The organism is Pseudomonas sp. EA_35y_Pfl2_R5 (assembly GCF_963970805.1).
Taxonomy (GTDB): Bacteria; Pseudomonadota; Gammaproteobacteria; order Pseudomonadales; family Pseudomonadaceae; genus Aquipseudomonas.
In genome coordinates this window covers 484666-503018 of the sequence record NZ_CAXAOW010000003.1, presented here as the reverse complement: position 1 = coordinate 503018, position 18353 = coordinate 484666, and the positions used below count along the sequence as shown (strand labels likewise).

17 protein-coding genes are annotated in these 18353 nt (G+C 58.1%); 6 read left to right on the top strand and 11 right to left on the bottom strand.

What is annotated here, in order from left to right:
* Positions 1-265: 265 nt before the first annotated feature.
* The 3 genes from AACX99_RS09545 to AACX99_RS09535 form a co-directional block, all read right to left on the bottom strand.
* On the bottom strand, positions 266-766 hold the full coding sequence (locus tag AACX99_RS09545) for a disulfide bond formation protein B (protein WP_339411288.1): 501 nt from the start codon (positions 764-766) through the stop codon (positions 266-268).
* 196 nt (positions 767-962) lie between these two features.
* Positions 963-1361 carry a hypothetical protein gene (locus tag AACX99_RS09540; RefSeq protein WP_339411286.1) on the bottom strand — a complete coding sequence of 133 codons (399 nt, stop codon included), beginning with the start codon at positions 1359-1361 and terminating at the stop codon, positions 963-965.
* A gap of 25 nt (positions 1362-1386) precedes the next feature.
* Positions 1387-1629, bottom strand: a complete 243-nt coding sequence (locus AACX99_RS09535) for a hypothetical protein (protein WP_339411284.1) — start codon at positions 1627-1629, stop codon at positions 1387-1389.
* Between the two features lie 154 nt (positions 1630-1783).
* On the opposite strand from AACX99_RS09535, the gene katG reads away from it, so the two are divergent.
* Both katG and AACX99_RS09525 read left to right on the top strand, forming a co-directional pair.
* A complete protein-coding gene (gene katG, locus AACX99_RS09530; RefSeq protein WP_339411283.1) occupies positions 1784-3991 on the top strand; it encodes a catalase/peroxidase HPI in 2208 nt (735 codons plus the stop codon).
* A gap of 237 nt (positions 3992-4228) precedes the next feature.
* Positions 4229-4699 carry an ATP-dependent zinc protease family protein gene (locus AACX99_RS09525; RefSeq protein WP_339411474.1) on the top strand — a complete coding sequence of 157 codons (471 nt, stop codon included), beginning with the start codon at positions 4229-4231 and terminating at the stop codon, positions 4697-4699.
* A 25-nt stretch (positions 4700-4724) separates the two neighbouring features.
* Here AACX99_RS09525 and AACX99_RS09520 read toward each other — a convergent pair whose 3' ends face one another.
* From AACX99_RS09520 to AACX99_RS09505, 4 genes are read right to left on the bottom strand one after another with little or no spacing between them, the layout of a single operon-like run.
* The gene (locus tag AACX99_RS09520) at positions 4725-5069 is read right to left on the bottom strand and encodes a hypothetical protein (protein ID WP_339411281.1); all 345 of its coding nucleotides are present in this window, start codon (positions 5067-5069) and stop codon (positions 4725-4727) included.
* A gap of 28 nt (positions 5070-5097) precedes the next feature.
* Entirely contained in the window at positions 5098-6141 is a 1044-nt protein-coding gene (locus AACX99_RS09515) for an FUSC family protein (RefSeq protein WP_339411280.1), read from the bottom strand.
* A complete protein-coding gene (locus AACX99_RS09510; RefSeq protein WP_339411278.1) occupies positions 6131-7261 on the bottom strand; it encodes an HlyD family secretion protein in 1131 nt (376 codons plus the stop codon). Before AACX99_RS09510 ends, AACX99_RS09515 begins: the two co-directional genes overlap by 11 nt.
* Before the next feature lie 48 nt (positions 7262-7309).
* Positions 7310-7834: a transporter suffix domain-containing protein gene (locus AACX99_RS09505; RefSeq protein ID WP_339411276.1), complete on the bottom strand. Its 525-nt coding sequence runs from the start codon at positions 7832-7834 to the stop codon at positions 7310-7312.
* Between the two features lie 397 nt (positions 7835-8231).
* Between AACX99_RS09505 and AACX99_RS09500 the strand changes: the two genes are divergently transcribed.
* Genes AACX99_RS09500 through AACX99_RS09490 form a run of 3 tightly spaced genes read left to right on the top strand, consistent with a single transcriptional unit; the run spans position 8232 to position 9855 of the window.
* Positions 8232-8834, top strand: a complete 603-nt coding sequence (locus AACX99_RS09500; RefSeq protein ID WP_339411275.1) for a DUF6151 family protein — start codon at positions 8232-8234, stop codon at positions 8832-8834.
* 55 nt (positions 8835-8889) lie between these two features.
* Positions 8890-9348: a GNAT family N-acetyltransferase gene (locus AACX99_RS09495; protein ID WP_339411274.1), complete on the top strand. Its 459-nt coding sequence runs from the start codon at positions 8890-8892 to the stop codon at positions 9346-9348.
* Positions 9349-9405: 57 nt separating this feature from the next.
* A complete protein-coding gene (locus tag AACX99_RS09490) occupies positions 9406-9855 on the top strand; it encodes a hypothetical protein (protein ID WP_339411273.1) in 450 nt (149 codons plus the stop codon).
* Between the two features lie 128 nt (positions 9856-9983).
* Here AACX99_RS09490 and AACX99_RS09485 read toward each other — a convergent pair whose 3' ends face one another.
* From AACX99_RS09485 to AACX99_RS09470, 4 genes are all read right to left on the bottom strand, one after another.
* On the bottom strand, positions 9984-11387 hold the full coding sequence (locus AACX99_RS09485) for a TolC family protein (RefSeq protein ID WP_339411272.1): 1404 nt from the start codon (positions 11385-11387) through the stop codon (positions 9984-9986).
* Positions 11384-14563 carry an efflux RND transporter permease subunit gene (locus AACX99_RS09480; RefSeq protein WP_339411270.1) on the bottom strand — a complete coding sequence of 1060 codons (3180 nt, stop codon included), beginning with the start codon at positions 14561-14563 and terminating at the stop codon, positions 11384-11386. The genes AACX99_RS09485 and AACX99_RS09480 overlap by 4 nt, the downstream gene beginning before the upstream one ends.
* 27 nt (positions 14564-14590) lie before the next feature.
* The gene (mexE, locus tag AACX99_RS09475) at positions 14591-15832 is read right to left on the bottom strand and encodes a multidrug efflux RND transporter periplasmic adaptor subunit MexE (RefSeq protein WP_339411268.1); all 1242 of its coding nucleotides are present in this window, start codon (positions 15830-15832) and stop codon (positions 14591-14593) included.
* 225 nt (positions 15833-16057) lie between these two features.
* A complete protein-coding gene (locus AACX99_RS09470) occupies positions 16058-16972 on the bottom strand; it encodes a LysR family transcriptional regulator (RefSeq protein WP_339411266.1) in 915 nt (304 codons plus the stop codon).
* A gap of 262 nt (positions 16973-17234) precedes the next feature.
* On the opposite strand from AACX99_RS09470, the gene AACX99_RS09465 reads away from it, so the two are divergent.
* Positions 17235-18257, top strand: coding sequence for a zinc-dependent alcohol dehydrogenase family protein (locus tag AACX99_RS09465; RefSeq protein ID WP_339411264.1), 1023 nt, complete (start codon positions 17235-17237; stop codon positions 18255-18257).
* Positions 18258-18353: the final 96 nt, after the last annotated feature.

The following is an 18353-nucleotide window of genomic DNA, read 5'->3' as shown; positions in this document are numbered from 1 at the left end:
AAGTTTCAGCAGGCTGGTTGGTGCAGGCTGTCAGGTTGACGCGGCAGCACGATGGTTGCCGTGCGCAGTGCACCGGCTGTATCGCAATGCCTATGCCAGAGTAGCAAGAGAGCTACAGGGCCTGGGATGCCGTGAAACAGGCGTGATAGAACGCACAGCGGCTGGCGATAAATCGCCATTTGCGAGTCAGAATAGGCAAAAAATCGCCTATAGAGGGCGGGGGTGGCGTTTTACCGCCACCTGCAGGGCAAGTGCTACCGAGTGATCAGCGGCGCACGGCGCGCCAGGCAGCAAACAGGCACAGGGCAAAGAGCAGGGCGACGCTGAGCAGGGTCCAGTGGGTAAATGACAAACCGAGAATGCTGTAGTCGTTTTGCCCACATACGCCAGCGCTCATAAATACGCTGGGCAGCCAGTCATGCAGCGGCAGATAAAAAGCGTAGAAAGGAAAGGGCGAGCAGCTGGAGCTTTCCAGCACGCCAGTCTCGATCAGCACCAGGTGCGTGTTGTCATACACCGCCATACCCGTCGCAGCCAGTAGCAACGGCCAGAGCGGCAAGCTCAGCCAACGCAGACCGAGGGCTTCCACTGTCAAAATCAGCAGGCTTACAACGCCACCACAGAGCAGCCATAGGCGAATTTGAATGCACAGGGTGCAGGGCTCCCAGCCGCCTAGATGCTGCAGCAGCAAGGCGCCGCCAAGCATGGCAAAACAGGCGAGAGTAATCAGGGTGAGCAACGGCTTGAGTGAACTGGGGCGGGACATCTGAATCTCCGAAAGGGCCTGGCGCGTTGGCTAAGGCAGATACTGTGCCGGCATCTAAGACGTGCGGCGCAGGCTTAAGTTGCAGGCCTGTTTGAGCGATTCGGATACAGGGCCAGCAGCGCAAGGATGATCGCCAGCGAATAGGCAAACAAGCCCAGATTGATGCCCAAGGAGCATTTCTCTGATCTGGTAGAGATCAAACCGGCCGGTGCTCGGTACCTGCACCAGGGGTGAGAAACAGCAATGTCGTGGCTTGCGTGGTTTTGGCGGTATGCCACACGCCCTTTGGCACCAGCACGTAACTGCCAACAGTATCGAGCAGCACTTCGCTCTCGCCGCTGGCCTCTTCAAGTAGCAATAGCGCACTGCCCGATAGCAGCATGACCAACTCCTCACCGGCCGGGTGACGCTCCCAACTGGGCCAGTCTTGCGCAAAGCTGAAGGCCGACATCAATCGGCCCTGGTTCAGCTCCGGTCTTGCACCGCTGACAATATCGCTCCAGAACTGTTCTGTGACGGCGACCGGGCTGGTTTTTCCGCCGTCTTCAACATGCAGATAGGTATGCAGTATTTCCTCGGCACGCTTGGCGATCATCCCGTTCTCCCTGGCGTATCTGGGTTCAATGTTTGAGTAATGCGGAATCCAACTGGTTGAAACACTGCACGATGCGCTCATGGCTGACATCGGCAAAGTTCTTCTGCGTCAGGCTCACCAGCACACTCGGCTTTACCCGGCCCGAAAGCAGTTGGCGCTGCATATAGGCCAGTACATCAGCGTCGCTGGTGGGTGTTGTTTGGCTCGGCTCTTCCACGGTATGTGCGCTCATTGTCGATGGTTTATGGCTGTATTTACGGCTGGTCACGCCTGTATCCGGGCTGCTTGGACGGAAGACTCTATAGTTACTGACTTATATCCCTGGCTACTAATTAAGGTCATACCCAAATCCTATTGGCTCGTTCGCTGCCCAGCTACCACTCTGAGTCCATCTGCCAAGTAGAAAACAACAGGAGTGAGACATGTCAAATGACGCGAAATGCCCGTTTTCGGGTGCAGGAACCAGCCGCATGGCGGGTGGCGCACCGAAGAACGCGGATTGGTGGCCTAACCAGCTCAGCTTGAAGATTCTCCACCAGCATTCCCCAAAGTCCGATCCCATGGGTGCGGGCTTCAATTATGCCGATGAATTCAAAACGCTTGATTTACCTGCGGTGATCAAGGACCTCACCGCACTGATGACCGACTCGCAAGACTGGTGGCCCGCCGATTGGGGCCACTACGGTGGTTTGATGATCCGCATGGCCTGGCACTCCGCGGGTACTTACCGCATCCAGGATGGCCGTGGCGGGGCGGGCAGTGGCAATCAGCGTTTCGCGCCACTTAACAGCTGGCCGGATAACGGCAACCTGGATAAAGCCCGTCGCTTGCTCTGGCCAATCAAACAGAAGTACGGCCGCAAATTGTCCTGGGCGGATCTATTCGTGCTGGCCGGTAACGTCGCACTGGAATCCATGGGCTTCAAGACCTTTGGCTTTGCCGGCGGTCGCCCGGATATCTGGGAGCCGGAAGAAGACACCTACTGGGGTGCCGAAACCGAATGGTTGGCGACTAGCGACAAACCCAACAGCCGTTATTCCGGTGATCGCAATCTGGAAAACCCATTGGCCGCCGTGCAGATGGGCCTGATCTACGTTAACCCCGAAGGACCGGATGGCAACCCAGACCCGCTGGCGTCGGGCCGCGATGTGCGCGAAACCTTCGCGCGCATGGCCATGAACGATGAAGAAACTGTTGCTCTGGTAGCGGGTGGCCACACCTTTGGTAAAGCCCACGGCGCGGGTGATCCGGCCCTGGTTGGCTCCGAACCAGAAGGGGCCGGCATCGAAGAACAAGGCTTGGGTTGGACCAATACGTTCGGTACTGGCAAGGGCGTACACACTACCACCAGCGGCATCGAAGGTGCCTGGAAGCCCAACCCCACCACCTGGGATAACGGCTATTTCAACATGCTGTTCGGCTATGAATGGGAACTGAGCAAGAGCCCGGCTGGCGCTCATCAGTGGACGCCGAAAAACGTCAAACCGGAAGACATGATTCCCGACGCCCATGACCCGTCGAAGAAACACCCGCCGATGATGACCACCGCCGATATGTCCCTGCGCATGGACCCGGCGTACGAGAAAATCTCCCGGCACTTTCACCAGACCCCCCAGGCATTCGCCGATGCCTTCGCCCGCGCCTGGTTCAAACTCACTCACCGTGACATGGGCCCGCGAGCCCGCTACCTCGGCCCGCTGGTGCCGCAAGAGGAACTGATCTGGCAAGACCCAGTTCCAGCGGTCGACCATGCTCTGGTGGATGCGCAGGACATCGCCAGCCTCAAGGCCAAGGTGTTGGCGTCCGGCATGTCGATTGCCCAGTTGGTTAGCACTGCCTGGGCCTCGGCATCCACCTTCCGCGGCAGCGACAAGCGTGGTGGCGCCAATGGTGCGCGCATTCGTCTGGCACCGCAGAAGGACTGGGAGGTTAACCAACCTGCTGAACTGGCCAAGGTGCTAGCGTCGCTGGAAGCCATTCAAAAGAGCTTCAATGCTTCAGCAAGCGGCGGCAAGAAAATCTCCTTGGCCGATTTGATCGTTCTCGCCGGCTCGGCTGCTGTGGAAGCTGCGGCGAAAAAGGGGGGCGTGGAGGTCGTAGTGCCATTCGCACCGGGTCGCACCGACGCTTTGCAGGAGCAAACCGATGTCGAGGCCTTTGCGGTGTTGGAGCCCAAGGCCGATGGCTTTCGCAACTATGCCTGCAAGGGGTATGAAAGCGTTGCCGCCGAGTTGCTGGTAGACAAGGCGCAGCTGCTGGAACTGACCTCGCCGGAGATGACCGTCTTGATCGGTGGCCTGCGTGTGCTCAACGCCAATGCCGGCAAAACACCGCATGGCGTATTCACCAAGCGCCCGGAAACCCTGAGCACTGACTTCTTCGTCAACCTGCTCGATATGGGCACCAAGTGGCAGAAGTCCGCCAGCGAAGGTGTGCTGGAAGGTCGTGACCGCAAAACCGGCGACCTGAAGTGGACCGGCACCCAGGTTGACCTGGTGTTTGGTTCCAACTCCCAGCTGCGGGCGCTGGCCGAGGTCTACGCCACCAACGACGCGCAAGTGAAGTTTGTACAGGACTTCGTCTCCGTGTGGACCAAGGTGATGAACCTGGATCGCTTCGATCTCAAGTGATCCGCATAGAAGCCTGACAAGCCTCAGCTGAAACCACTTCGCCCCGCCATGGTCACTTATGGCGGGGCGAAGTTTTTATAAATACTTGATTAAGTTTGAATTCAGCCCGCGCCGCTAATCTAGCCCTACGTTTTCAATGCCTTTGGAGTTGTTCCTATGTCATCCCGTGCCTTTGTTCCGCTCAAACAGTTTACGGCCGCTTCCGCACTCTGCGCGGCGCTGTTCACCACTGGCGCGATGGCCAACCAGCCGCAGATCTATGGCCTGCATGAGCGTGTTTCTTTGCATGAGCTTGCCCTGGAGCTGCCCGCCAAGCTTGATACCGGAGCCGAAACCGCTTCGCTCAGCGCCAAAAATATTGAAATGTTCAAGCGCGATGGTGGCGAGTGGGTGCGCTTCCAATTGAGTATGGAAGACACCAAACAGTCGCAGATCATTGAAAAGCCGCTGACACGCATGAGCTATATCAAACGCCGCGCGGGTGACCGCAGACCCGGCGACAAGCAGCTGTATACCGAACGTCCGGTGATCGAGATGGACATCTGCGTAGGTGATGAGCTGAAAAATATCGAGGTCAACCTGACCGACCGTAGCGCCTTTGAATTCCCGCTGCTGATCGGCTCGACCGCGCTGAAGGAGTTCAACGCTGCTGTCAGCCCCGGCGTACGCTACTCGGCTGGGCAGCCAAGTTGTATGCAAACCAGCTAATGAAGGCTCCTGAATCTTTGGGTTGTTATGTGGCCCTGAAGCTCCAGACTATCTCCACCACGCGCACGGCCAGAACGAGGTAAAGCAGAAAAAGGATGATCTGCAGTGCGAGGTGATGACGCAGCTTGGCCAACCGGTTCAAACCGTCACTGATATTCAGTAGCAGCAAAATCGCCGACAAAAAGATCAGCCCCCAACCAGCCAGGGTTGAGCCCCAGAGTCCCATGAAGAGTTGATGGTCGCCATGCAACGCATCGGTGCCGGCGGCAAACAGCAGCGCGCAGACCAACAGGTTTTTGATGTTGTCGAAGATTTTTGCGCTTACATCCGCATCCAGTAACGCCAGGTACTTGCTCCAAAAGTTGCGCATAAACGGCACCTGATTAGTAGCAGAGCGATTAATGGTTGGCGTTTCGCAGCTTGGGCCAGAACAGGCTGGCCATGCACAGGGCATACACAACCGCGAATAGGACATAGGCAATCCGCGTGGAAAACAGCTCCGGCGTTTCACCTGGCAAGGGTGAAATACCCAAGCCAAAGAGAATCAGAAATGTCGTCAGCCCGCCGCCAAACACTTTGCCTGTCACGGCCCCCATTACGGCCCGTCCGGCAAACAGCAGGCTGACCAGCAGCAGAATAAGGATGACCCAGAGAAGGTTGGGCCGTAGTTCGATCACGGCAAATGCCAGGGATGCAGCAACCCCGCCGATCAGGTTGATCACAATCAGCGCGACAGCAGTTCGGCTACTCATTCCCAACTCGAACTGGCTGAGCAACGAGGCGACGGTAATCGGGATGACCATCGCCGTGGCCAGGCGCGGGTCAATCAAGCACAACCCAACTATGCCCAGCAGAATCGCGCCACTGGTCATGGCCTGTCGCGTTACGCTGGTTAGTTCAGAACGCTGCAAAGGCGCAGGATCTATCGGCGGTTGGCCGATATCCGGAAATACTGCGTGAGCGCCCCAGGCCAGCAGCAGGCCGATGCTGACCGCCTTGGCCAGAACCAACACAATCGACTCACCGAGGTCACGTTGGAGGATGTCGAGCAGCGGCACCACAATCGCAATCACCAGCATCAACGCCGGCCCAGCGCCACCCACCTGCCGACCCTGGGCGAAAAAGCAGCTGAAGTAGCACAGCCACAGCAACGGCAGCAGCACCAACGGCCGGTCACCAAGCAGGCCGGTGAGGAAGATCAGCAGCGCGCCAACCACAAAAATCAGCAACACAGTGCCCAACCCTTGGCGCAAACCGGGTGGGCTGTAGCTTGCCAACAGAAATTGGGTGGCGAACAACGGTGCGAGAAAGGGCAGCACGCTACCGTTCAGCAGCCCCACGCTGAAGCCCACCGTCACTGCCAGGGCCACACGCAAGCCCTGGCGCTTGGCGCGCGCCAGGTCGATTGGCGGGGAGATGCCGGCCGTGGCCTCAGTTGACATAGGTCAGTAGGGCCACAAGCCGCGCGGTGATTACGCCAAAAATATTCGCCAACGGATTATCCCCGGTGTAAATCACCACCGTGACCTGAGAGCCGTAGCGCAGGCCTTTCGGGTAAGGCTCCAGCACCACCAGGCGCACGGGGAAGCGTTGCGGGTCGCGTATCCAGCCGCTCTGGTTGCGTACCGAGGGCAGGGCAGAAGAACTGCTGCCTTCAGTGGCTACGCCCCAGCCGACACTCTCAACTCGCGCATTGAAAACGCGCCCGGGCAATACATCGAACACCAGCTCGGCCGTATCATCGGCCTGCACATGCTCAAGGCTGTTTTCTTTAAAGGCTGCGGAAATCCACACGGTGCCGGTATCGATAAAGGTCAGCGCTGGTTGACCGGCGCTGACCACTTGGCCAACCGCAAGCTGCAAATTGGTAATAACTCCATCTGCAGGCGCCTTAATCTCCGTACGCACTAGATCAAGCCGGGCCTTCTCCAGTTGCGCGAGTGCCTGCTTAAACTGCGGGTTATCCGTACCGGTGGGCCCCAGCTCCTGACGTGCGCGCTGCAAGTCGGCCTGCGCCTTGACCACAGCAGCCTCGGCGGAATTCAGCGATGCGGTGGCTTCATCCAGCCGGGCCCGCGCGTATACGCCGCGTTCAACCAGCTGCATTACCCGGCGCGTTTGCTCGCGCACATTGTCGCGCTGGGCGCGGGCAGAAACGAGCTGAGCCTGGGCCGCATCCACCGATGCGGTATTGGCCCCCAAGGCCTGGCCTGTTTGCTCAAGGCGTGCCTCGGCTTCGGCAACGGCAATTTGATAGGGCTGCGGATCGATGCGAAAAAGCAGCTGTCCAGCCTCCACTCGCGCATTGTCGAGCACCGCGATTTCCACTACGCGGCCGCCCACCTCAGAGGCCATTTGCACTACGTAACCCTGCACCACAGCCTGCGAGGTAGAAGGGGTGCTGCGCTCCATCAGGATCGACAGCACAAACAGTACGGCGGCAACCAACACCACGATCAACGCAATGCGCCGCAGTGGGTTGGCTGGTGGGGCGGGGGTTTCGGCGGCAACCGGCGTTTCGGTCGGGGGCGTACTGTCAGGTTGCGCTAATGCTTCAGACATATGAATTCCCGTAAGGCAGATGGAGCAAGCGTAAAGATGCGAGGCCGATCACGCAGCGTCTGGACTGCTAACCCGAGCGGTGCGGATAAACAGCGCGCGCAGCTTCTCCCAGAAGTTGCCGCCTAAAACGAAGAAACTGCCAATCAGCAACGCATCGCCAAGCATTTGCAACGCCCAGCTATTGGGGCGCAGACCGGGCGCGATAGCATCGATATAGGGCTCAAGAAAGGATGAAATGAGCGGCAGGCAGAACATCACCACGCCAATACGATGGCGCAGCGGACCGATCTCAGCCTCCGAGCTTGGAACCATCGACGACATATAGCCGTAAATATGCTGCTTCAATTCCTGGAAACCCGCCTTACCCATGATGGCGATAACCAGAAGCAGGAGAACTTTATTGAGAATAAATAGCGCCCCCGAAAGCGCTGCCACCTTGGACCCCGGCACATCCGCGGCCGCCGCCAGCGGCACCAGAAGCCACAAAACCGGAATCAAACAGATAATCGCGATGCCCAACTTAAAGCGCCAATGAGCTGACTTGGGCTGGGCTGTGTTCTGCTCTGTACTCATATGCGCGTACCGTCCCTTGCGATTATTTTTTGGCCTAAGCCCCCCAAAACTATCAGCTAAATATCTAGCACAAAACCAGCGTCTCAGAGATTTATCCGCCTATCTTTGCGTTACGCGCTTTTTTAACGTGACAAGATCGTGTATTAGCGTGGTTGCTAATGCTGTTTTCGTATTGCGCCGGACAGTACGCTGGCAAAGAGGGTTGGAGGCGATACGCTGTTAATTTGGGATTTTTAAAAGGAAAAATCGACGGTACGACAGATCGCGGTTTGCTGAGCTAGTTTAGATGGTCATTAAAAATTTCTCGCTTTGCCCACGCCAAGTTTTCAAAGCCAGTTTCAATAAAAAACATACCGTGCTAAACGGAATGTAACCCAGCCAAGGAACGGTGATATCTATGCATGCAATTCAATGTCAATGCGGTGCTGTTAAAGCGGTACTCGACAGCATTGGTATCAGCAATCGGCTTATCTGCTATTGCACGGATTGTCGGGCGTTCGCTCATTTTCTCGGTAAAGCGTCTTATGTGTTGGATAACCGCGGCGGAACCGAGATCGTCCAAGTAGCTCAGCAACATCTGCGCATCTGCCAAGGCGAAAAATTTCTGGCGGCCGTACGCCTTAGTGAAAAAGGCATGATTCGCTGGTATGCCACATGCTGCGCAACGCCGATTGGCAATACGCCGGCCAGCCGTAAAACGTCCTTTATAGGCCTTATCCATACCTGTCTTGATCGTCAGCAAATGGATAATGACTTTGGTGCCAAGGTCGCAGTTTTAAATACTGACACCGCGCTAGGTAAACCGAAGCCAAAGCAACGCGGTCTATTAGGCGTAATAGCGCGTTTCATCTGGATCGTGGTGACGAACCGTGTCAGCGGGCGATACAAGAAATCTCCGCTATTCAACTCGTCAGGTTTACCTCGTGTTACCCCGCAAATACTAGAAGCTGACGAATTAACACGTTTGAAAGTACCGTATAGCGCCGATTCAAATTATTAGCGCCCGCTAACTGAGTCCAACGATTAACCAAATTCAAATCGCAGAGAACATAAAAATGCGCGTGCAGCTAGAGCCTCCAAACCAGCCTGAGGTTATTTCACTTATCGCGGAACTAGACGCATATCAGGACACCCTGTACCCAGCCGAAGCCCGTTACGCCCTAGACCTGACCACGCTGGAGCAGGACAACGTGTTGTTTGTTGTCGCCAGAGACAAAGACGGAGCGGCGATTGCATGCGCTGCGGTGGTGCTTAGCAACGAAGTGGGGGAGCTAAAGCGTATGTTTGTGCGCCCAGCCAATCGCGCACAAGGTGCGGCTTCGCAAGTGCTGCTACAGCTCGAAGTTGAATCGATTACGCGTGGTTGTCGGTTGCTACAACTTGAAACTGGCCCTTACCAGGCGGAGGCGCTGGCGTTTTACCAAAAACATGGCTTCCAGACCTGCGGCGCATTCGGTGACTACCCTGAACATCCGCTGAGCGTGTTTATGCAAAAGAGGCTCAGTGGTATCTGAGCGGGGCTAGCTAAATATACAAATTGACACCTGTACTACCTGCTATCTGGAGAAGCCTTGAACCGTATTCAGCTTTTTTCCTGGCGTTTACTCGTTGCTGCTACCGCAGGGCTTATGTTGTTCGGGCTTGTGCTGGTGGTTATGCCTGGCTTTACCCTGCAAGCATTCAGTCTGTTGGTTTACGCATCGACGGCACACCTCAATACATTTGGGCCTGAGGCGTTGGCATATATCAGCCTGGTACATGCTGTGCTGGGTTCGGTGATGTTCGGCTGGGGCGCTGTGCTGATGTTTCTTGCACTTGGTCCCGTGCGTAGAGGCAGCAAAGAGGCATGGTGGATGTTTGTTGTGTCATTGCTTGCCTGGTTTATCCCGGATACAGCCTATTCGCTGCTATCTGGTTTCTGGCAAAACGCGCTACTCAATGTCGGATTTGCGCTGTTGTTTGCAATTGCGCTTAGCGGCTTACGCTCATTCACGACGCAAGCCCCTATGACAAGGTATTGAGCGCCTTCACCTTGTTTATCTGGGTGAGATGCGGCCGTTTCACTCATAAAAAAGCCCCACGGCAAGGAGCAACTGCCGTGGGGCGGGAAGGGGTTGGCAAGCCAACCGGGGGAGAGTCTGTAAGCAAGTTAGGCGTTAGGCTGCCAACCGCCGCCAAGGGCCTTGTAAATGGCGACGATGCCGCGATACAGCTCGACTTCCGCCTGGGCCTGGGCGTCTTCGGCACTTAGCCGTTCACGTTCAGCGTCGAGCAGCACAAGAAAGTCCACTTCACCTTCGCGGTAGCGCACTCGGGCTTGTTCGGCAGCGGCGCGGCTGGCATCGGATTGGCGCAGCAGGGCGAGCAAGCGTTGCTGGCGTTTGCCATAGTCGCTAAACGCATTGGCGGACTCTTCCAGGGCCAGTAGCACCTGCTGTTCATAGTTGGCCAGTGCGCCATCGGCTTCGGCTTCGGCACCGCGCAAACGTGCACGCACGCTGCCCAGATCAAACGCGGCCCAGCTGATGGTCGGGGCTAGGCCCCACGCGTTTGCGGCCGATGAGCCCAGCTGTGAACCACGCCCCGCGGTGAAGCCGAGGAAGCCAGACAGACTCACTCGCGGAAACAGATCCGCCGTGGCCACACCGATATTGGCGGTGGCGGCGGCCAGTTGACGTTCGGCGGCGCGGATATCCGGGCGGCGGCGCAGCAACTCGCCGGGGTCGCCAACCGGTAGGGCCTTGGCGATGGCTGGCAGGTCCTGGGCCGAGAGATCGACGCTGAGTTGATCCGGGCGCTGGCCGAGCAGGGTGGCGATGCGGTGCTTGGCGCGCTGCTGCTCGGCCTGCAATTGCGGCAGGCTGGCTTCGGTGCCGGCCAGGCGCGCGTCACTGCGCAGAACATCCAGCTGGCTACCGACGCCGGCTTCGCGCAGTTGCTCGGTAATTGCGCGGGATTCCTGCTGGTTTTTCAGGTTGGCGCGGGCGATACGTTCACGCAGTTGCGCGCCGCGTAGGCTGCCATAGGCATCTACCAGTTCGGCGATCAGGCTGACCTGCAGTTGCTGATAATCCGCTTCGGCTACATCCAACTCGGCATCGCTGGCTTCCAGTTGACGCTGGATGCGGCCAAACAGGTCCAGCTCCCAGAGCATGTCCAGGCCCAGGTCGTAACGTTCGCCGCGCACACGCTGCTCGGTGACGCCAGGTTGCTGGGCTTTGCCAAATTCACCACTGGCGCGGCTGGTGATGGTCGGCAGCTGATCGTTGCCGAGGTCATCACGGATGGCCTGTGCCGCCAGCAGGCGGGCAAAGGCTACGCGCAATTGACGGTTTTCCTGCAGCGACTGTTGCACCAACTGGTTAAGGGTTGGATCGTCGAACTGCTGCCACCAGCTGGTTTCAAAGCGCGAGCGGTCGTAGCTGCTGCTTTGCGCGCTGTTTAGCTGGGCATCTGCGGTCTGCGGGGCCTGGTAGTCCGGACCGACGGCGCAGGCGGTCAGCGCCAGGGTCAACAGGCTGATAGCCAACGGCTTGGCGTTAAGAGGCTTCATACCTGCACCTCCTGAAAACGTGCCAGCTTCTGCGCTTCGCGCTTCTCCACAAAAGCGCGGATCAGTACATAGAACACCGGGGTCAGCAGCAGGCCAAAGAAGGTCACGCCGAGCATGCCGCTAAATACCGCAACGCCCATGGCGTGACGCATTTCCGCACCTGCACCGGAGGACAGCACCAGTGGCACCACGCCCATGATGAAGGCGAAGCTGGTCATCAGAATCGGCCGCAGCCGCAAGCGGCAGGCTTCCAGCACCGCACTGACGCGGTCCATGCCTTCTTCCTGCTTTTCCTTGGCGAACTCGACGATCAAGATGGCGTTCTTGCAGGCCAATCCCACCAGTACGATCAAGCCGATCTGGGTAAAAATGTTGTTGTCGCCTCCCGCCAGGATTACCCCAGTAATGGCCGACAGCAGGGTCATCGGCACGATCAGGATCACCGCCAGCGGCAGGCTCCAGCTTTCGTACTGAGCGGCCAGTACCAGGAAGGCAAGCAGTACGCAGAGCGGGAAGACGAAGATCGCGCTGTTACCGGCAAGGATCTGCTGGTAGGTCAGGTCGGTCCACTCGAAGCTCATGCCGTTGGGCAGTTCTTCCTTGAGCAGTTTGGCCATCGCTGCCTCGGCCTGGCCGGAGCTGTAGCCTGGGGCTGCCGCGCCGTTGATTTCGGCAGTGAGGAAGCCGTTGTAATGCATCACCCGATCCGGACCGGAGCTGGCACTGACCTTGAGGAAGGCCGACAGCGGGACCATTTCGCCACGGTTGTTGCGCACCTTGAGCTGACCAATTTGCTCCGGTTCCAGGCGGAACTGTTGTTCGGCTTGCACGTTGACCTGATAGGTACGGCCAAAACGGTTGAAATCATTGGCGTACAGCGAACCCAGGTAGATCTGCATGGTGTCGAAGATATCGCTGATCGCCACGCCGTGGGTCTTGGCTTTTTCACGGTCGATGGCGGCATCGATCTGCGGCACATTCACCTGGTAGCTGGTGAACACTGACATCGGGTCCAGCTCCGGCAGTTGGCGCGCCTTGGCGATAACGTTCTGGGTCTGCACGTACAGCTCGTCATAGCCGAGGTTGCCACGGTCCTGTACCTGTAGGCGGAAGCCGCCGATGGTGCCCAGGCCCTGCACCGGTGGTGGTGGGAAGATCGCCAGATAGGCTTCCTGGATAGAGCCAAACTGGCCGTTAAGCTCAGCGGCAATGGCACCGGCGGACATGCTTTCGTCCTTGCGCTGATCAAAATCTTTCAGGGCGACGAAGACGATGCCGCTGTTTGGGCTGTTGGTGAAACCGTTGATCGACAGGCCGGGGAAGGCAATGGTGTTTTCTACACCGGGGTGCTTGCCGGCGATGTCCGACATTTGTTTCATCACCGCTTCGGTGCGATCCAGGGTCGCCGCATCCGGCAACTGAGCGAAGGCCACCAGGTACTGCTTATCCTGCGCCGGTACGAAACCGGTGGGTGTCGTCGCGAAGCCCAGGTAGGTCAAGCCCATCAGCCCGGCATAGACGAACAGGGCGATGCCGCTGCCGCGCAGCACCCGCTTCACGGTGCCGACATAGCCATGGCTGGCGCGGTCAAATGCGCGGTTGAACGGCTTGAACAACCAGCCGCCGAACAGTTTGTCGAGCAGCTTGGAGAAGCCATCCTTCGGCGCGTCATGGCTTTTCAGCAATACGGCGGCCAGGGCAGGGGATAGGGTCAGCGAGTTGATCGCCGAGATCACCGTGGAAATGGCAATGGTCAGGGCAAACTGTTGATAGAACTGCCCGCTCAGCCCGGAGATAAAGGCCGTGGGAATAAACACCGCGCACAGCACCAGAGCCGTGGCGACGATCGGCCCGGTCACTTCCTTCATTGCCTGCTTAGTGGCTTCTACCGGAGTTTTGCCCAGGCCGATGTTTCGTTCGACGTTTTCCACCACGACGATGGCGTCGTCGACCACGATGCCGATGGCCAGTACCAGGCCGAACAGCGACAGGGCGTTGAGCGAGAAGCCGAACATGTGCATCACGGCGAAGGTGCCGATCAACGACACCGGCACGGCGGCCAGCGGAATGATCGAGGCGCGCCAGGTCTGCAGAAACAGAATCACCACCAACACCACCAGGATGATGGCTTCGAGCAGGGTGTGTACCACCGCCTCGATGGAGCCACGCACGAAGATGGTTGGGTCATAGACGATTTCGTAGTCCACGCCCTGGGGGAAGCTCTGCTTCAGCTCGGCCATGCGCTCACGCACCGCATCGGAAATCTCGATGGCGTTGGAGCCGGGGCGTTGGAATACCGGAATGGCGACTGCGGGCTTGTTGTTCAGCAGGGAGCGCAGTGCGTACTGGCTGGAGCCCAGCTCGATCCGTGCGATGTCTTTCAAGCGAGTTATTTCGCCGTTTTCACCGGCGCGGATGATGATGTTTTCGAACTCTCCTTCAGTGACCAGACGGCCCTGGGTGTTAATCGACAGCTGAAAACTGTTGCCCGCATCCGAGGGTGGCGCACCGAGTGAGCCGGCAGCTACCTGACGGTTCTGCTCGCGGATTGCGTTAACCACGTCCGCCGCAGTCAGGTTGCGTGACGCCACCTTGTTCGGATCAAGCCAGACGCGCAGCGAGTAGTTGCCGAGGCCGAACAGCTGCACATCGCCGATGCCATCCAGACGCGCCAGCTCATCCTTGATATTCAGCGCGGCGTAGTTAGACAGATACAACATGTCGTAACGGTCGTCTGGCGAGGTCAGGTGCACCACCATGGTCAGGTCGGGCGAGGCCTTGTCCACTGTTACGCCGAGACGCTGCACTTCAGTGGGCAGGGTCGGCATGGTGCGGGTCACGCGGTTCTGCACCTGCACCTGAGCTTTGTCCAGATCGGTGCCCAGGGCGAAGGTCAGGGTCAGGGTCATTTTGCCGTCGGCCGTACCCTGGGACGACATATAGAGCATGCCCTCCACACCGGTAATTGCCTGTTCCAGCGGCGAGGCGACGGTTTCACCGATCACCTTGGGGTTGGCGCCAGGGAAGGTGGCGCGCACCACCACGGTGGGCGGTACGACTTCGGGGTATTCGCTGATCGGCAACTGGAACAGCGAAATGGCACCGCCGATCAGGATCAGCAAGGACAACACCGCGGCGAAGATCGGCCGCTGAATAAAGAATTGCGAGAAATTCATCGTCGTTTTTACCTATTTAGCCGCGTATTAACCGCGTGGCGCAGTGTTGGCAGGGCGGCTTTCTGCAGCGACCCGGCGGCTGTTCTGGCGTTCGATGGCCTGACGTTGCTCGGTCAGCAGCGCCTGGGTCTTTTCATCGGCCATGGGCACGCTTTGTGGATCGACCGTAGAGCCAGGGAACGCGCGCTGCAGACCGTTAACCACGATCTTCTCGCCCTTGGCCAGACCGCTACGCACGATGCGCAGGCCTTCCAGCTTCGGCCCCAGTTCGATACTGCGGTACTGCACGGCATTGTCCTTATCGAGCACCAACACGTACTTCTTGCCCAGATCGGTGCCGACCGCCTCGTCCTTGATCAGCGCTGCGGCGTACTGACTGCTGCCGACCAATTTCAGGCGTGCATAGAGGCCTGGAGTGAAGCGCCCGTCACGGTTATCAAATACCGCGCGGCCACGAATGGTGCCGGTCTGCGGGTTGACTTGGTTGTCGAGGAAGTCCAGTTCGCCAAGGTGTGGATGACCATCCTCGCTGGACAGCCCCAGGTACACCGGGCTGGCATCACGGGTCTGGCCACCGGCCTGACGGGCCAGCTCAACATATTTGAGGAACACGCGTTCATCGGCATCGAAATAGGCATAAACCTTGTCGGTGCTGACTAAGGTGGTGAGGTGACTTTCTCCAGCATTGACCAGGTTGCCTTCGGTGATTTCCGCACGGCTGACGCGGCCATCAATCGGGGCAGTAACACGAGTAAAGCTGAGGTTGAGGCGGGCGTTATCGAGTTCGGCCTGGATGCCGGCTACAGCGGCCTTAGCTTCTGCTGCGGCGCTGGCACGGGCATCGGCTAGTTCGGCCGAGATGGCATTGCTCTGACGAAGGCGCTCGCCGCGACTGGCCTCACTCTGGGTACGTGCTTGGCTGGCACGAGCCTGTTGCAGCTGCGCTTCAAGGCGTTTGACTTCGGCTTGGAACGGCCGCGGGTCGATCTGAAACAGCAAGTCGCCTTTCTTCACCAAACTGCCTTCATTGAAGGCTACACGGTCAACAAACCCGGACACCCGTGGGCGGATATCTACCGACTCTGGCGCTTCCAGACGGCCAGTAAACTCATCCCATTCATTGATTGGCTGCTCAATTACTTCGGCCACGCTGACTTGTGCGACGGGCATCTGCTGCGCGCTTTCTGGTGTTTTGCCGCAGGCGCTCAGTACCAGCAATGCGGCAAGGGCGAGGGGAAAATGCCAGAGATTTTTAGTGGACTGTTCCATATGTGCTTCCGCCAAAGGGTGTTAGGAATGGGCGGAGTCTGCGGCGGGAGGGCGATGGCGACGAATCGAACGGGGCGAAGATGAGTATCAATCGTAGTGATGGTTTACCAACTTGTATCGATAAAGGCGATTGTGAGCAAAGAGAGTAGGTGCGCCAGAGGCGCGTAGAGGAAGCCCAACAGGAATTGCCCTTATACGCTACCGGGCGCTAAGCGCAGCCTAGGCCTACAGGCTATCGGGATCGCCGCAGAACATCTGAATGCGTGAACGCAGCCAGCGTTCTGCCGGGTCGTTGTCTTGGGCACCGCGCCAGGCCATGTGTAATTCGAAGGCTTGCACGGGTAACGGCAGCTCTTCGGCACGCACACCGCCAGCGGAGGACAAGGCTGCAGCGGTGTAATCCGGCACGGTGGCGATGATGTCAGTGCCGGAGAGCAGGGTGCCAAGGCCATTAAACTGGGGCAAAGCGAGTACCACACGACGTTTGCACCCAATCTTTTCCAGTTCTTCATCGATAAAACCACCAAGGTCGCCCGCAAATGACACCAGCGCATGGGGCCGCGAACAGAAATCATCCAGGCTTAGAGGGCCTGGCGCGCTATCGGCACGCAGTAACTTGGGCTTACTGCGGCGCAGCACTTTGCGCTTGGCATTGGCCGGCAGTTCATCGGTATAGGCAACACCCACAGATATCTCGCCAGATGCCAGCAGGGACGGCATTAATAAATAGTTGGTACGGCGAATCACCAGCACCACTCCTGGCGCTTCGGCGCGCAGGCGTTTGATCAGCGGTGGCAACAAACCGAACTCGACATCATCCGACAAGCCGATGCGAAACACTGCATTGCTGGTGGCCGGGTGAAAGTCGGCAGCACGGCTGACGGCCGTGGAAATCGAATCCAGCGCTGGCGAGAGTAGGGCGGCGATCTCCATGGCCCGCGCGGTAGGCTCCATGCTGCGGCCGGTGCGCACGAACAATGGATCATCAAACAGGCTACGCAAACGGGCGAGGGCGGCGCTGATGGCCGGCTGGCCGAGAAACAGTTTTTCCGCCGCACGGGTCACGCTGCGCTCATGCATTAGCGTTTCGAAGACGATCAGCAGGTTTAGATCGACGCGGCGGAGATCGTTACGGTTCATCCGGTGTCCATTCTGGAAGTGAGTGCGCTTTTGCGCGCGACTCAGGCTAATGCCGAACGCTGTCGCCAGGCAATATGCGCAGGCAAATGATGTGCCTGAGGCCCATCATCATCGACAAGCATGGTGAATATCAGCCTCGAGCGGTGGAATTGCTGGCAAAGCCCGGATAAAGTCCGTGGCCATAAGGGGTCGACGCACCTGTATAGCGCAATAATGCCAAACAGCTGCCGCGATCTGAATGGGTCAACCGAAGAGGTTTGCGATGTCCCGCATAGTTCGTTTCCATGAGTTTGGTGAGGCCAATGTCCTCAAGATCGAGGAACGCAAAGCGCCTGCACCGGCAGCGGGTGAAGTGCTGGTCGGTGTTGAGGCCGTGGGCGTCAGCTGGTACGACGTACTCTGGCGGCAGAACTTGGCCAATACACCGACGCAATTACCAGCAGGCCTGGGCCATGAATTGGCCGGTGTGGTACTGGCAGTCGGCGATGGTGTTACCGATCTGGCTGTGGGTGACCGGGTGGCCAGCTTCCCGGGACACAGCGCCAACCGTTATCCCAGTTACGCCGAGCACGTAGTATTGCCGCGCAGCTCCCTGGCACGTTATCCAGACAATCTGACCGCACAACAGGCAGCCGTGCACTATCTGCCGTCAATGGTCGGCTGGTTTGGCTTTAACGAGCTGGCCCGTTTGCAGCCCGGCGAAACAGTGTTAGTCACCGCAGCAAGCCGCTGTTGGGGGCCATATATCGTGCAGATGGGCAAAGCCCTGGGCGCGACGGTAATTGCCGCTACAGCCTTTGCCGAGGACAGCGATTTTCTTAAGCAGCTGGGCGCCGATCACATCATCCTCACCGAGGAGCAGGACTTGGTCAGCCGCGTAAGCAAGCTGACCGATGGCCATGGCGTCAACGTGGTAATGGACGCACTTGGTGGCCCACAGATGTGTCTCCTGGGCGATGCCATCGCGCCGCGTGGTCGACTGATCCTGTTCGACCTACAAGGCGGTAATGAAACACCATTTCCAGCCTGCGCAGCGTTTCAAAAGAACATCCAGTTCTTCGTGCATTGCATCGGCAACTTTACCGGTAAAGAAGAGCTGAATATTCCGCAAGATCAGGCTGCTGTGGCTAAAGCTGTGCAAGGTATCAATCATCTGACGGCGGATGGCTTACTCAAGCCGCTAATCGACAAGGTGTTCAGCTTCGACGATGTAGTCGAAGCGCATCGCTACATGGAAACGTGCCCAAGCCGTGGGCGCGTGTTGTTGGATATTGGCGCGCATTAAACATAACTCACATTATACGAAGCCTGGATTAGGGCGAGAGCAGTGAATCCTAAGCGGTATCTGGGTTCACCGTTCGCTATGTTAAGGTTCGTATAA